General features: G+C 61.4%; 9 protein-coding genes. 7 read left to right on the top strand and 2 right to left on the bottom strand.

Translation table 11 applies throughout. From position 1 onward, the window contains the following. Positions 1–4: 4 nt before the first annotated feature. Complete coding sequence (locus tag ACYQ2I_RS16745) at positions 5–793, bottom strand: biotin--[acetyl-CoA-carboxylase] ligase (protein ID WP_460168179.1); 789 nt, start codon at positions 791–793, stop codon at positions 5–7. A gap of 247 nt (positions 794–1,040) precedes the next feature. On the opposite strand from ACYQ2I_RS16745, the gene ACYQ2I_RS16740 reads away from it, so the two are divergent. The 5 genes from ACYQ2I_RS16740 (at position 1,041) to ACYQ2I_RS16720 (ending at position 9,722) form a co-directional block, all read left to right on the top strand. After that, positions 1,041–2,456 carry a hypothetical protein gene (locus ACYQ2I_RS16740; protein ID WP_460168178.1) on the top strand — a complete coding sequence of 472 codons (1,416 nt, stop codon included), beginning with the start codon at positions 1,041–1,043 and terminating at the stop codon, positions 2,454–2,456. Positions 2,457–2,615: 159 nt separating this feature from the next. Next, positions 2,616–3,692 carry a hypothetical protein gene (locus ACYQ2I_RS16735; protein ID WP_460168177.1) on the top strand — a complete coding sequence of 359 codons (1,077 nt, stop codon included), beginning with the start codon at positions 2,616–2,618 and terminating at the stop codon, positions 3,690–3,692. Between the two features lie 170 nt (positions 3,693–3,862). After that, positions 3,863–5,665, top strand: coding sequence for a glycosyl hydrolase (locus ACYQ2I_RS16730; RefSeq protein WP_460168176.1), 1,803 nt, complete (start codon positions 3,863–3,865; stop codon positions 5,663–5,665). Positions 5,666–5,714: 49 nt separating this feature from the next. Beyond that, entirely contained in the window at positions 5,715–7,328 is a 1,614-nt protein-coding gene (locus ACYQ2I_RS16725; protein WP_460168175.1) for a glycosyl hydrolase family 28-related protein, read from the top strand. 42 nt (positions 7,329–7,370) lie between these two features. Continuing rightward, on the top strand, positions 7,371–9,722 hold the full coding sequence (locus ACYQ2I_RS16720; protein WP_460168174.1) for a glycosyl hydrolase family 28-related protein: 2,352 nt from the start codon (positions 7,371–7,373) through the stop codon (positions 9,720–9,722). 23 nt (positions 9,723–9,745) lie between these two features. Here the strand turns inward: ACYQ2I_RS16720 and metG are convergent, their stop codons facing one another. After that, complete coding sequence (gene metG / locus ACYQ2I_RS16715) at positions 9,746–11,803, bottom strand: methionine--tRNA ligase (protein ID WP_460168173.1); 2,058 nt, start codon at positions 11,801–11,803, stop codon at positions 9,746–9,748. A 455-nt stretch (positions 11,804–12,258) separates the two neighbouring features. On the opposite strand from metG, the gene ACYQ2I_RS16710 reads away from it, so the two are divergent. Together ACYQ2I_RS16710 and ACYQ2I_RS16705 are read left to right on the top strand one after the other, a co-directional pair. After that, positions 12,259–13,062, top strand: a complete 804-nt coding sequence (locus ACYQ2I_RS16710; protein WP_460168172.1) for an ABC transporter ATP-binding protein — start codon at positions 12,259–12,261, stop codon at positions 13,060–13,062. Then, positions 13,059–15,437 carry an ABC transporter permease gene (locus ACYQ2I_RS16705; RefSeq protein ID WP_460168171.1) on the top strand — a complete coding sequence of 793 codons (2,379 nt, stop codon included), beginning with the start codon at positions 13,059–13,061 and terminating at the stop codon, positions 15,435–15,437. Before ACYQ2I_RS16710 ends, ACYQ2I_RS16705 begins: the two co-directional genes overlap by 4 nt. Positions 15,438–15,464 lie beyond the last annotated feature (27 nt).

Below are 15,464 nucleotides of genomic sequence, written 5' to 3'. Positions count from 1 at the left end.
TCGCTCAGGAAGCGTCGAGAACCGTGCCCGAGATGATCTCTTCCAGGTGGCCGTCCACCTCCAGCAGCAAACCGCCGTCGGAGGAAATCCCGCGACACACGCCGCGCACGACGCGATTCGCCGTCGAGGCGGTCAGAACGCGTCCTTTGTCGCAGCACCAGCGGTTGGCTCGGCGGGCGATGTCCGTCGCGTGCAGGCGCTCAAAGGAAAGATGCGAGACGACGTTCTGCGTCAGTCTCGCCAATAGCTCGGTGCGATCGAGGGGGCGGCCGACGACGTCGCGGAGCGAGACGACGCGGGATTGTAGTTCGGCAGGCGCCTCGTTCACCGAGTTGTTGACGTTCACGCCGATGCCGACGATCAATTTGCCGTCGGCAACCTCGACGAGTATCCCGCTCACCTTGCGTTCGACCAGGTAGATGTCGTTCGGCCACCGCATGCCGACGTCGACCGAATGCAAAGCGTTCTCGGCTTGCAACACACCCGTGACGACTTCGCAAACGGCCGCACCGGTTGCCAGGGCAAACAGCCCGAATTGCTGCGTAGGCCATTGCCGGGGAGACGGCAGCACGATCGTGAACGCAAGACTTCCCTCACCGGTCCACCAGCGGTTCGAGCCGCGTCCTCGACCCGCGGTCTGGCGTTCGGCCGTGATCAACCACGGGCGATCGTCCGACAGACGAACGTCGGGTTCTTTCGCCCGGTCGTTTGTCGAGCCGATTTCGTGGTGAAACTCGACATGCACACCGGGGCATGATTCGGCGAGTCGGTCGAGGTCGAGGCGGTCGGACATCTTCAATCACGTGCGGACAAAGTCGGGAGAGTCTTTCTTTGACTTGCTTTTCCAGGTTGCGAATATTGCCCCTGTTGTGCAAGCTGGCGGGTTTGTCTTGACGAGACCGTGTCGGACTGGTATCGGTTCCCGGCATTTCGGCCGACAGGCGGTCTATCTTTGCAGCCTTCAAGGACGCGGGGTGCCGCGTTGCGGGCCGAAACAAGGCGGTTTCGAACCGAAAATCATCGTGTGAACGGATCGTACCATGATCGACCGATACGGGCGAGGGGTGTGGCTCGGCCTGGCGTTGGCCGGCTGGATCTTCGCGACCAGCGAGGCATCGGGGCAGCGTGTGCGGTTTCCCGGCGGCGTGCAGGCAAAGCCGCTGACCGCCTCGCAGACGGCGCAAAGCGTCTACCAGCAACCGGGCACGACCGGCGGCGCGGCCGCATCGACGACGTCACCGTGGGCGCCCGCGGGCACGTTGCCGAGTACGCCGAGCTCGCCGGGGGCACCTTCGGCGGGCGTGGGAACCGGGGTGAGCGCCCCGGCGGTGCCGGGCGCGCCCGCAGCTGCGACTCCTTCGGCTTCGACGACACCGAGCCCCTGGTTGCCGCCGAATCCGGCGATTGCACCGAGTTCGCCTTCACCGGGTGTTCCTGCGATGAATTATCCGCCGGGATCGACGCCCTACTACGGACCGGCCGGGCCGACGACGCCTCCGGCGCCGGGGGCCGTATACCAGGGGATGGGGCCGCCGCCGAACTCGTGGGATCCGTACGCGACGCCGGGCGAGCAGTCGACGTTGTTTCCACAGAATCCCGTGTTTCCTACGCCCGGCGACGACAGTTGGGCCTCGAAAATCGTCAAGTTCCGTCAGGCGGTAGGTGTCGACTACACCTTCATCGCCGGGAACGGCGGTGACGAGCTGGGAATCAACGATTTCCAGTTCTACGGCACGTTTGCGTTCCCGTTTTTGTACAATCCCGAAACACCGCTGCTGGTGACGCCGGGGTTCGGATTGCAGCTTTGGTCGGGGCCGATCTCGACGGCCGCCGACGATTCGCCCGACATGCCGCCGACGACCTTCGACGGTTACATTCAAGCCGCATGGAATCCGCAGTTGAATCAGATCGTGGGCGGTGAACTGGCCTTCGCCGTGGGCGTGCATTCCGACTTCAAGAAGCTCACCGCCGACAGCTTTCGCTACACCGGTCACGGGTATTTGACGTTGGCTCTCTCGCCGAATTGGCGGGTCAAAGGCGGCATCATCTACTTGGATCGCGTGCGCGTGTCGTTGCTGCCGGCGGGTGGTGCCACGTGGGTCAGCTCGGCGATCGACCCGAAAATTCAGCTCGACCTTTTGTTTCCGAATCCGCGGTTGACGATCCGCCTGGCCGATCGCGGAAACACGCATTGGTGGTGGTATGTCCGGGGCGATTACGGCGGCGGATCGTGGTACATCGAGCGGACGACGGGCATTCTTGCCGGAGAACATGAGCGCGTCGATTACAACGATATCCGCATCGCCACCGGTTTCGAATTCGAGGGATGGCGGGGCCTGCAAGGGAGTATGGAGATCGGCGTGGCCACTGCCCGCGAACTGGTCTATGAACGCGGATTGACCGACAACGTGAAACCCAACACGCAGTTATTGGTGGGCGCCACCTTGGCGTTTTGACGATCGCCCCGCCGAACGCGCCGGTGCACAAAAAGATCGAACCCAACAGTGACGGAATCTCGTATGGACCGGGTCAAGGAACGAAACGAACGCACGTCCACACGGCGAAGGGGGCGGGCAGTCGCGACGGTTTGCAGTGCATTCTTGGTATTGTCGGCAATGTCCGGCGTCTTCGCGCAGGGCTGGAGTTTGCCGCAGGCGTTGCCGCCTTCTCGCCCGATGACGTACGGAAGTGCCGACGGTGATTCACCGGCCGTGTCGTTTTTCTCGGAGTCGACTCCGCTGACGCCCGGCGGCACGATCGGGACGATTCCGCCTGCCCAAAACGACTGGTTGATCGAAGGAACACCCGAGGCCGGTTCGATCGTCTCGCGCCGATATCCCGAAGCCGGGTCGCCTTTGTTCGAGCGGGGAAGGCCGTTGGCAGCCGACGACCGTCCCGCCGATGCCCGCACGGGCTTCTTCCAGGGGATCGATTTCAAAGCCGTTTGGTTGGCTTCGGGCAAGCGAGACGGACTGGGCGTCACGGCGCTGGACGGCTCGGCGACCTTCGCCGTTCCGGCGCCGTCGCGTGATTGGCCGCTTTTGATCACCCCCGATTTCACGGTGTACTACCTGACCGGTCCCAAGTCGATCGACGTGCCTCCGCGACTGTACGATGCCTACACCGAGTTTCGTTGGTTGCCGCGATTGGGGCCGAATTTTCGTATCGAGACGGCCTTGCAGATCGGGGCTTTCAGCGATTTCGAGCAATCCAGCGACGAGGCTTTCCGCATCACCGGCCGCGGCTTGGGTATTTGGGATTGGAGGCCCGGTGTGAAACTGGTCGGCGGTGTCGCCTACCTGGATCGGTACGACATCGACGTCTTGCCGGTCGGCGGAATCATCTGGAAACCGAACGACCTGTGGGAGTTCAACCTGCTGTTTCCCAAGCCGAAGATCGCCCGGCGGATTCTCTGGCACGGGGCGCTGTCGGACGACAAGCAAGATTGGTTTTACGTGGCCGGAGATTACAATCCGCACGTGTGGGCGGTCGAACGTGTGGGCGGATTCGCCGACGAACTCACCTACCGCGACGTCATGCTCATCGTCGGCTTGGAACGCCGGAACATCCCCGGTATCGATTACAAGCTCGAACTGGGGTACGTCTTCTCTCGCCGCTTGCACTATCGCGCGGACGACATCGAACGCGAGCTGGACGACACCGTCATGCTGAGGGCGATCGTCCACTACTGAGCGGCCGTCGTTGCGCCGCCGATCGCTGTTGATTCCGTCGTTCGCAAAATCCTTGCGCCGATTGCACTCGTTTCGACGGCGAACTAGCGTAATGGATGCGGTCGCGCCGGCGGTGCGGCTGCGCGCAAGCTGGTACTGTCGAAACGATCCGAGCAGAGAGAGGGTTGGGCATGCGTTGCGGAAGATATGCACCGGTCGTGTGGATGGTGCTCTTGGCGAGTGCGAGCGGAATCGTCTCGGCGGTCGAGCCGGTCGATCCCGAATTGATTCCCGAAGGAAGGAAGGTGCTTGAGTATCTTCACGAAATCTACGGGCAAAAGACGCTCGCCGGAATCGCCAGCTACGGCGGAAGACGGCCGGTGCAAGAGATCTGCGGTCGCTTGCCCGCCGTCTACGGCGAAGATGCGTTCGGCTGGAACAAGCCGAAATGGGGCGACAGCTACACCAGCGTCATGGAACGCAACTTCCAAGACATCCATGACTGGTGGCACATCCACGGCGGTATCCCGCAAATGCAGTTTCACTGGGGAAAGCCGGGGGATCCCAACGGATCGGCCTGGGTAAGCGGCAACAAAGGGACCGGCCCCGTCGATATCAAAGCCACGATCACGCCGGGCACGCCCGAGCACGAGGCCGCAATGGAAGATCTGCGGCGCACGGCCGATTACCTCCAACGTTTGCACGAGGCCCAGGTGCCCATCTTGTGGCGTCCCTTCCACGAGATCGAAGGCGGATGGTTCTGGTGGACCGACAAGGAAACGCCCGAGAATACCGCCGCCTTGTGGCGGATGATGTACGACTATCTGGTCAAGGAACGCAAGCTGCACAACTTGATTTGGGTGTATAGTTCGGCCTTGCGGCCCGGCGGCTTGCCCAAGGATGCGAGTCTCGAAGACGAAATCGCCTTCCGCAAACGTTACTATCCCGGCGACGAATACGTCGACTTCATCGGAATCGACATCTACCCCAACGACTACTATGGATGGGGAAAACCGACTGAAGACACCTACCGCAAGGCATTCGAAATCATGGAGAAGGTCGCGCCGGGCAAAATGATCGCCTTGTGTGAATGTGCGGCGATTCCCAATCCCGACCTGCTCGCCGAAAAAGGACCGGGCTGGTTGTACGCGCTGCCCTGGTTCGTGGGCGGTCAGAATCCGCCGGAATGGATCGCGAAGACGTATTCGCACGAGCAGATCATCACGCTCGACGAGATGCCGCAGTTCGTGCCGCACAACATTTCACCGACGGCCCGAATTGCCTCGCCTGCCGACGGCGCCCAAGTTCCCACCGAGTTCACCTTGGCCGTCAACTTGAAGGATCGCGACGGCAACTTGATCTCGGCTTCGTTGTACGCCTTACCCGGAACCTGGAAGGATTGGGCGATGCGGTCGGAACAAGACATCCTCGATCTCGTTCCCCAATCACGTTTGCTTTCGGAACGGGCGACCAGCCGCGAATGGATCGGAATGTCGGCCCAGCTCGAACCGGGACTGTACGACCTGATGGTAATGGCCCGCGATAGTGCGGGCATGGTCGGTCAATCGAATGTCGTGCGGGTGATCGTGGGGCTACAAGACCTTGCGCGCGGGAAACCGGCCGAGGCATCTTCGCGCCCGGAAACGGCCGCCGCCGCAGTCGACGGCAACATGTACACGCCGTGGTCCGGGGCCAAAGAAGGCGAACAGTGGATCGCCGTCGATCTGCAACAACCGCAGCAGGTGGGGGCCGTCGTCGCCACCTGGTGGAAGGCGTATGCGAAAGCGTATCGCGTCGAACTATCGACCGACGGTAATACGTGGACGCCCGTCGCCGAAGTCGCCGACAAACGCGGATACGAAGGCGATAGCGATATTTTCCGTTTCGAGCCGCAGACCGCCCGCTACGTGCGGCTGGTGTGCCGCGAGCCGGGAACCAGTTGGGGCGGCTACACCTTGTATAACCTTTCGGTGTTTGAAAAGCTCCCCGAATGATCGACCGGCCCGGTCGGTTTTTCCTCCCTGCATATCGGAGAACCCGCCCATGCATCGCCCCCCTTGTGCGCCGAATTCCATCGTTTCGCAGACCGTTTTCTCTGTCCGTTTCGTCTTGATCGCTACGGTGATCGGAATGCTCGCTGTGGGCGCGGGACGCAAGCCGGCATTCGCCGACGGAGCGATCCATTCCGCCTTGTGGGGCGAACACGGTGAGTTGTGGACGCCGCAAAGTCGCCTGCCCGACTTCTCGATGGCGGGATATCGCCGGGGAGAAGAACCTTTCCGCGAGCCTGCCGAGTCGATTTCGGTCGTCGATTTCGGTGCCGTACCGAACGACGGAAAAGACGACACCGCCGCCTTTCAAAAGGCGATCGCCGCCGGTGAGAACAAGGTGGTTCTCGTGCCGCCGGGTCGCTTCGTGCTGAACGACATTCTGCGGATTACGCATTCGAATACGGTGTTGCGCGGGGCGGGTTCCGATAGGACGACGCTTGTCTGGCTGCGGCCGGGTGACGCGATCGAACCGCGCCCGTCGAAAACGGACGGCAACTCACCCACCACCGGTTGGTCTTGGGCGTTGGGATTGATCGAGATCGACGCCCCTGTGCGCACGTCGGACGTGACCGTCCGCGTTGCCGAGGAGGCAAAACGCGGCGATACCGAACTCGTCTTGCAACGGTCTTCCTTCGTCGCAGGCGATGAAATCGAGTTGACGTTGTTCGACGACGCGGAGAAGTCGTTGCTCGAATACCTGTATCGCGGACAGCCGGGAAATATCTCGGGACTCAACGATTGGCGAGTCAAGCAGATCTTTCGCGTGCGAAAGGTCGAGGGCGAACGGATCGTCTTGGATCGCCCGTTGCGATTCGATGTTCGCTCGGAATGGCGACCCACGATTACACGCTTCGTTCCGGCGGTGACCGACGTCGCCGTCGAAGGCTTTCGATTCGAGTTTCCACCCGAGCCGTACAAGGGCCATTTCAAAGAGAAGGGCTACAACCCCGTGGAGATCGGTCGCAACGCGGCACACTGCGTGCTGCGCGACCTGCTCATCCGCAACGCCGACAGCGGCCCGTACGTGAAAGGCGCGTTCTGTACGCTCGAAAAAATCATCTTGCAGGCCGATCCCGAGCGGTACTCGTCGCAGGGTGTCGTGGGACATCACGGTATTTCGCTGTACGGTCACGACTTGCTGTGTACCGACTTCGCCGTCGAAGCCCCGTTCATTCACGACTTGACCGTGCAAAGTGCGATCGGCTGCGTCTACGCTCACGGAAAGGCGGTCGATCTTTCGATGGATCATCATCGCTGGGCACCGTACGAAAACCTGTACACCGACATCGACGCCGGCAAGGGGAATCGACTGTTCGCGTCGAGCGGCGGGGGCATGCGCGGCAATCACACCGCCGGAGGTGAAACGTTTTGGGGGATCCGCACGGCGAAGCCCGTCCGTTGGCCGACGAATCTGGGAATCGACGCTATCAACATCGTGGGGATCGAGGTGGCCGATGCCGAACGCGCCGTTCCCGAAAATCCGAAACCTACCGACCTGTTCGGCCGTTGGCTGGAATCGTGTCCCGCGGATCAAATCGTTCCGCGCAACCTGTACGAGGCGATGAGGGCGCGACGGTCCACCTCGGCGGCCGCCGAGACGCACTGAGCACGTCGTGCGGCCGATGTGCCATTCGATAACGAGGCAATCATGATCGAGCGATACGCGCGTTTGAGAATCGGAATCGTTGAGACGATCGGCGGATTGGCGATCTTTGCGGCGGGGCTTGTCGGCGGGGCGATATTCGCCGTCGAGGTGCCGCCGGGCTTGTCGCCGTTGAGCTTCGGCAATCCCGGCGACTTGCCGGTGCCCGCGCTGCGACCGCCGTCCGCGCATTCACTCGACGAGTTGGGGAACAAGCCGTGGGCGGAAAAGGGATTCCTGGACGTGACGGCACCGCCGTTTTCCGCCGATGCGACGGGGCAACGCGATTCGACGCAGGCGATTCAACAGGCGGTCGACTTCGCCCGCGAAAACAGGCTTGTGTGTTTCTTCCCCCCGGGGCGTTACCGCGTGAGCGATACCATCGTTTGCGAGCAGTATCGCAAGCTGAAACCCGACGGCCGCTCGCGTTACGGCGATCGCAACTTTCCGTGCGTGCTGGTCGGTTCGCGGTCGGGGCCGCGACCGCAGATCGTATTGGCCGGCCGGAGCCCCGGGTTTGACGATCCGACGCATCGCAAGTACGTGATTCATTTTTGGGCCCCCGGCGCAGGACGCGAAGCCCCCGTCGATCAACGGCAGCCCAATATTTCGATGAACCAGATGCTGATCGGGATCGACATCGTCATCGAACCGGGAAATCCCGGCGCGGTGGGGATTCGGCATCGCGCGGCCCAAGGGTCGGGCGTGCAAGATTGCACGATCGATGCCCGCGGTGCTTTCTGCGGGCTGGAAGGCGGGGCCGGATCGGGAGGAAGTCATGCGAACGTTACGATCATCGGGGGGCGCATCGGGCTGGACCTGCGGGAAACGCAACCCGCCCCGACCGTCACCGGCTTCACTCTGATCGACCAGGAAGAGGCCGCCGTTGTCGTGAGCAGTCGGCAGTCGGCGGTGTTGGTCGGAACGAAGATCGTCAAACGCACGCCGGGCCCCGCCGTAGCAACGTTTCGTCCCTGGGGGGCGCACAACGGCCAACTATGCATGATCGATTCGAGTATCGAGTACCGCGGCACGATCGCACCCACGGCCGTTCACGCCGAGGCCGGGGTGTACCTGCGCAATGTGTACGTGCGCGGCGCGGAAAACCTCGTAAAACAACCGGGAAAACCTCCTCTCACGCCCCCCGGCGAGCGCAAGGCAGCGGAACACTGGTGTTGCATTCGCGAGTATGCGGGAGGGATGCCGCAAGATACGGTCGCTCGATCGTGGAACGGCAAGCGATACGAGTATCCTTCGGTTGTGTACATCGACGGAAAACGGGTCGACCGGCCGTTCGTTGCCGAGATCGCGATGGACGTTGTGCCTCCCGGCGACCTGCAATCGCGACACCTGTGGTCCGACGAGTTTCCGCATTGGCAGCAGGAAGACGTGGTCGATGTACGGATGCCGCCGTACAATGCGGCCGGCGACGGTACCACCGATGATTGGGCGGCGATCCAAAAGGCCGTCGACGAAGCGCAGGTCGTGTTCCTGCCGAAGGGGACATACGCTCTGGGCCGTACGCTCCACCTGCGGAAAGACACCGTCTTGCTCGGTGCCCATCGGTGTTTCAGTTGGCTGGTTCCCAAAGCCGTCGAAGGCGGCGATTTCATGGATCCGGCGAATCCGCAACCGGTCGTCGATACGCCCGATGACGCCTCGGCGCGAACGACGCTGGCGTTCCTGGGGATCGGCACGCTCGAAGATTCACGAGCCGCCTACTGCCTGCGCTGGCGGGCGGGAAGGAACTCGATCTTCCGCGAGGTGAACATCCGGTTCGATCTGCGGGCCCCGGCGCAGGGGTTGGCGTACCCTGAAGATCGGACAAGTCTGTTCGATCATCCGTTGGTGCTCGTTACCGGACACGGCGGCGGCAAGTGGTACGACTTCCACCAAGAGAGCTCTCGCGGACACGGGCCGAATTACCGGCATTTACTGGTCGAGGGCACCACGGAGCCGCTGCATTTCTATCAGTGCAATCCCGAGCATGCCCGCAGCGAGGCGAACTTCGAAATCCGCAACGCGCAGAATGTCTTTCTCTACGGTGTAAAAGGCGAATACTACCGGCCGATCGTGATGATCACCGACAGTCGCAAGGTCGGTGTGTTCGGCTACGGGGGCAATGCGGCCGCCGAGCCGGGACATGCCTTGTTCGTCGTCCGCCGCTCGCACGATTACGTGCTGGCGAACCTGGCCGATTCCGTGCGGTTTCCGCGGGGCGAACCGGACACCTTTTTTGCCGGCGACGGCGTCGATCCCGAGCAATGGTTCATGGTCGAAGAAACACTCAGCGACGGCACGACCGTCCGGCTGCCGCCGTTGGAACGACCGGTTCTGTATCGACGCGGAAACCTGTGAGGCCGGACGCGGTGCCGCGCGGCTCAGTGGACGCGGTGGCCGGGCAGAGCGCCTTCGTCGGGCGACAAGAGAAAGATGTCTTTTCCGCCGGCGCCTGCCGCGAGGATCATCCCCTCGCTGGTACCGAATTTCATCTTGCGCGGGGCAAGGTTCGCAACACAAATGACCAGCCGTCCCACGAGGTCTTCCGGTTTGTAGACCTTTTTGATCCCGGCGAAGACGGTTTTGCGCACGTCGCCGCCGAGACTGAGTGTCAATTTCAGCAGCTTGTTCGCTTCGGGGACGTCCTCGGCCGCCACGATGCGCGCTACCCGCAGGTCCACCTTGACGAAGTCGTCGATCGAGATCGTCTCGGGAACCAACGGCTCTTGTTCGAGCGGTTCTGCCGGATCGTTCCACGGATCGGCACCGGCGGCTTGGGCTTGACGCTGGGCGTCTTCTTCGCGGCTTTCTTCGATCATGGCTTCGACGTCCTCCTTTTTCACGCGTTGCATCATATGTTCGAAGGGGGCGAGCGGCGTGCCCGTCAGCGGTGTTTGCGATTGGCTCCACGACGTGATCGGATCGTTGAGTAGTTTTCCGGTCTTCTCGGCCAATTGCGGCAAGACGGGCGCCAAGTAGACGGCCAGTTGCCGGAACAGATTCAACGCCACCGTACAAACGTTGCGCAGTTCGTCGGCCTTGGCCGGATCCTTCTTGAGCTGCCACGGGGCCATTTGTTCGACGTACCGGTTGGCACGGTCTCCCGCGGCCATGATCAGCCGCATGGCCTTGTTGTAGTCACCGATTTCGTAGGCCTCGGCGATGGCTTTGCCGTCTTCGGCCGCCTGCCGGAACAAGCCGCCGTCGTCGGGATAGGTGTCGGCCAGTTTTCCGCCGCTCAGCAGACGCGCGGCCCGACTGGCAAGATTGACGACGTTGCCGACCAGGTCGGCATTCACCCGCGTGCGAAACTCCTCAAGGTTCAGGTCGATGTCTTCCACTCGCGGCGTGAGCTTCGACGCGTAATAGTAACGCAAATACGAGGGATCGAGGTGTTTCAGATACACCGCCGCCCGCACGAACGTACCTTTCGACTTCGACATCTTCTCGCCGTTGACCGTCAAGAAGCCGTGAATGTGGATCTTGCGGGGCAGCGAGAAGCCGGCCGTCTTGAGCATCGCAGGCCAGAAGAGCGTATGGAAGTAAGTGATGTCTTTTCCGATGAAGTGATGGATTTCGGTGTCGTCGCTTTCCCACCAGTCGGCCAGGTTCTCACCGTGTCGGCGGCACCATTGCAACGTCGAACCGATGTATCCGATCGGTGCATCGAACCACACGTACCAATAATTGCCGGGACTGTCGGGAATCGGGAAGCCGAAATAGGGCTCCGGCCGCGAGACGTCCCAGTCGCGCAGCGGTTCGCCGAGGAAGTGGCCTTTCAAGTAATTGGCGATTTCGGGCTGAAGATGATCGCCCGTTTGCGTCCATTCAGTCAAGAAATCGTGCAGTTTTTCGATGTTCACGAACAGGTGCTTGGCCGTGCGCAACTCGGGCTTGGCACCCGACAGCGTGCTGACCGGGTCGATCAGCTCGGTGGGGCTGTGCGTATGGCCGCAACGATCGCAACTGTCGCCGTACTGGTCGGGCGCGCGGCAGTTCGGATTCGGACACGTACCTTTGACGAAGCGATCGGCCAGAAACGTTCCCTCGACCGGGTCGTAGAGCTGCGTCACGTCGCGTTCGATGACCATGTCGGCCTTGCGGAGCGCCTCCCACACGCGATGACAGATCTCGCGGCTCTCGTCGCTGTGCGTACTGCCGTAGTTGTCGAAGACAATGTCGAACCCGGTGAAGTCGGCCAGATGGGCCTTGTGCATCCGGTCGATCAATTCTTCTTCGGAGATGCCTTCGCGCCGCGCCGAGATCATGATCGCCGTGCCGTGGGTGTCGTCGGCACAGATGTAGATGCAGCGATTGCCCATCAATTTTTGGAAACGCACCCAAATGTCGGTCTGGATGTATTCCACCAGGTGGCCGATGTGGATCGGACCGTTGGCGTACGGTAGGGCACTGGTCACCAGGATGCGACGAGCGGTCATGAAATCATCCTCAGTTTTCTCAGGGCCGTAAGAACGACGATCAGGCGGCGGAGACATCGCTGCGCCGTCGGCCGAAAAGGCCCATTCTACCGAGAAGCCCCCGTCCGCGGGAGTGCGGTAGCGGCGCCGGGCATGTCGTGACGCCGAAAGCGGCATCCATCGGACGGATGGCGCGAGCGCGATTGTGGTGGCATCCGTCCCCCATTTGTGCCATCATAGCGCTTTACGCGCCGCAGCGTGGAAAAAACGAAAGCAGCGTTTTCCTTCGGCAAAGCCCCCAACGAAAAGATCGCCGGGGCCGCGCGATGCTTCGCGGTCGCGCACTCGCTGGATGGGAACCCCGTCCGCGGCGCGAACCCGGCAACGAAAGCAAGGCTCATTCCTCCATTGCCCGGTGTGTTTTGGGGTGAATGGGTAATATCGGAAGAGATATAGACACGGAATCGACGAAACCGATGCCGCAAGATCAGAACGACGCGTTGGTGTCCGATACCTCGGCCCTTGTCCGCGCAGAGGCGTCCGAGCCGGTCGTTGCGCAGGACGATGATGCGCCGCGGCCGACGATTCTGGAATTGGTCGACGTTGCCCGTACGTTTCAAATGGGCGAGGTCGTCGTCACCGCGCTTGCCGAGGTGACGATGAACGTCTTCGAAGGCGAATTTTTGGTGATCGTGGGGCCCAGCGGATCGGGAAAGTCGACGCTGTTGAATTTGATCGGGGGCATCGACACGCCGACTTCCGGTGATATCCGCTATCGGGGACGATCGATCACCCACTTTTCCGCCCGCGAACTGACGCAGTACCGCCGCGACAAGGTCGGATTCGTATTTCAGTTCTACAACTTGGTGGCGAACCTGACGGCGTTGGAAAACGTGATGGTGGCGACCGAGATCGTCGACGAGCCGCTCGACCCGGTCGAAGCCCTGCGTTTGGTGGGCTTGGATGACCGCAAGGACCATTTTCCTTCGCAGCTTTCAGGAGGAGAGCAGCAGCGCGTGGCGATTGCCCGCGCATTGGCCAAGAATCCCGACCTGGTTTTATGTGACGAGCCGACCGGTGCGCTCGACTTCGAGACGGGCAAGCGGGTATTGCGGTTGCTGGCCGACGTACAAACGAACTTGGGTAAAACCATCGTCCTCATCACGCACAACACGGCCATCGCGCAAATGGCCGACCGCGTGGCACGGCTGCGCAGCGGCCGCGTGATCGAACTCCACGAGAACGAACGCAAGGTGCCGCCCGAGGAGATCCAGTGGTGAGCGTGCTCGATCGCAAATTGCTTCGCGACATGCGATCGTCGGGAATCCTTTTGGCTTCGATCATCGGGATCACGGCCTTGGGGGTGTCGTTGTACGTGGCTATGGGCTCGGCGCACCGGAACTTGTCGGAGACGAAGCGGCGCTATTACGTCGAAGGTCGTATGGCCGACTTCAGTATTTCTCTGAAGAAGGCGCCCGAGACCGAGATTCGACGCCTGTTGGAGATTCCCGGCGTTACTGAGATACGCTCGCGGATCCGGTTCTATACGACGATCGACCTGCCGCATTTGTCGCGGTCGGTGAATGGGATGGTTTTGTCGTTGCCCGATCGGCGACGACAGGCGATCAACGATATTCACATCCTTACCGGCGGATACTTTACCGACCGGCGGCGGAACGAAGTCATTTTGAACGACGCCTTCGCCCGCGAGCACGACTTGGGGCCCGGTGATTGGATCACCGTGGTCATGAACGATCGTCGCGAGCGATTGTACGTAGTGGGGACGGCGCTGAGTTGCGAGTTCATCTACCTGGTCGGGCCGGGAAGTTTTGTGCCCGATCGCAAGTATTTCGGGGTGCTGTACGTCAAACGCTCGTATGCCGAAGACGTCTATCAGTATGCCGGTGCGGCGAACCAGGTGTTGGGACGGCTTTCGCCCGACGCCCACCCTCGCGTGCGGGAGATACTCCGCCGTGCCGAAGCCATGCTCGACGATTACGGCGTGTTCAGCACGACCCCGTTGGACGAACAACCGTCGAACCGCTACGTCAGTCAAGAGATCGAAGGACTGCGAACCTTCGGCTTCGTCATTCCGGGGATCTTTCTCGTCGTGGTGGCCGTCGTATTGAACGTACTCATGCGGCGGATGGTCGATCATCAGCGGGCGGTCACCGGCACCCTGAAGGCGCTCGGTTATTCCGACGCGGCGATCTTTCTGCACTTTCTGAAGTATTCGGTGATGGTCGGGTTGGCGGGCGGCATCGTCGGTTGTGCTCTGGGCTATCGATTGGCCGACCTGATGACGATCATGTACCGCGAGGTGTTCGAGTTTCCCGAATTGATCACGCGATTCTATCCCGACATTCATTTTGAGGCGTTGGGCGTCGCTTTGTTGTTTGCGGTGGTCGGCGGAATCCGCGGCAGTCGAATGGCCTTGCGGCTGCAACCGGCCGAAGCGATGCGGCCGAAGCCTCCCGCCAAAGGTGGAAGCGTGTGGCTGGAACGTTTTCCCCGGTTGTGGAGTCGTGTGTCGACTTCATGGCGGATGGTTCTTCGCCAGTTGTTGCGGAATCGCCTGCGCACGTCGGCCGGCGTTTTCGTCTCGACGCTGGGGGCTTCCATCTTGATGATGATCTTCACGATGGCGCTTTCGGTGGAGCGCCTGGTCGATTTTCAATTCCGTTGGACGTATCGCAGCGACCTGGATATCACGCTGCGGGACGAGCACGGCTGGGACGTGCTCTTGGAAGCACGGCGTTTGCCCGGTGTTCGTGCGGCCGAGCCGATCCTCGACGTGCCGTGCACGTTTTACTCCGGCCCGATCGAAAAGAAGGGGGCGATTACCGGGATTCTGCCTGATGCCCAATTGACCGTTCCGCGCGACAAACAAGGACGGCGCGTGCCGCTGCCCGAGTCGGGGTTGCTGATGAGTCGAACGCTCGCCCGCATCTTGCACGTGAAGCCGGGAGACGAAATTGCGTTTCGGCCCGTCAAGGGCGATCGGGTGACGCGGACGGCACGGATCGAGGCTTTGGTCGACGGCTACCTGGGAACCGTCGTCTACGCCGATCTGCGCTATTTGAACCGCTTGCTGGGCGAGGAAGACGCCGTCAGCCGCATCCAACTCGGGCTCAGCGGCGACGATGCCTCACGCGAGGCCGTCTATCGGCAACTGAAGCAAACGGCCGCAGTCGAAGGCATATCGGCCCGGGCCGATATGATCGACAACCTGTATTCCACGGTTCTCAAGAACCTTTGGGCGTTTTTGTCGGTCGAGATTCTGTTCGGGGGAATGTTGTTCTTCGGCAATATCCTCAATTCGTCGATGGTCAGCCTGGCCGAGCGGCAACGCGAATTGGCGACTTTGCGGGTACTGGGCTACGGGCCGTGGGAAATCGGCTCGTTGTTGCTGCGGGAAAGCATGATCGTCACCTTGGCGGGAACCGTGATCGGCTTGCCTTTAGGTTACGTGTTGACGATCTACGCCGTCCATTCGTATCAAACCGAAATGTTTCGCATGCCGTTGGTGTTTTCGGCCTGGACGGCTTTGCAAACGATCCTGTGGGCCGTTGTATTCACCCTCGCCGCCCACGCGATCGTCCAGCGATCGGTTCATCGATTCGACTGGTTTGAAGCGGTGAAAACGAGAGAATAGACACAAACGGGGAAGCTCGGGCAAAAC

The sequence above is a fragment of the Thermostilla marina genome (assembly GCF_054657455.1).
This window is presented reverse-complemented; position numbering and strand designations above follow the sequence as displayed.

Excerpts from the sequence above, each read along its gene's own strand:
- ACYQ2I_RS16710 (WP_460168172.1), top strand. The coding sequence starts at position 12,259 with ATGCCGCAAGATCAGAACGACGCGTTGGTGTCCGATACCTCGGCCCTT.
- ACYQ2I_RS16720 (WP_460168174.1), top strand. The coding sequence starts at position 7,371 with ATGATCGAGCGATACGCGCGTTTGAGAATCGGAATCGTTGAGACGATC.
- ACYQ2I_RS16740 (WP_460168178.1), top strand. The coding sequence starts at position 1,041 with ATGATCGACCGATACGGGCGAGGGGTGTGGCTCGGCCTGGCGTTGGCC.
- ACYQ2I_RS16735 (WP_460168177.1), top strand. The coding sequence starts at position 2,616 with ATGTCCGGCGTCTTCGCGCAGGGCTGGAGTTTGCCGCAGGCGTTGCCG.
- metG (WP_460168173.1), bottom strand. The coding sequence starts at position 11,803 with ATGACCGCTCGTCGCATCCTGGTGACCAGTGCCCTACCGTACGCCAAC.
- ACYQ2I_RS16745 (WP_460168179.1), bottom strand. The coding sequence starts at position 793 with ATGTCCGACCGCCTCGACCTCGACCGACTCGCCGAATCATGCCCCGGT.
- ACYQ2I_RS16730 (WP_460168176.1), top strand. The coding sequence starts at position 3,863 with ATGCGTTGCGGAAGATATGCACCGGTCGTGTGGATGGTGCTCTTGGCG.
- ACYQ2I_RS16725 (WP_460168175.1), top strand. The coding sequence starts at position 5,715 with ATGCATCGCCCCCCTTGTGCGCCGAATTCCATCGTTTCGCAGACCGTT.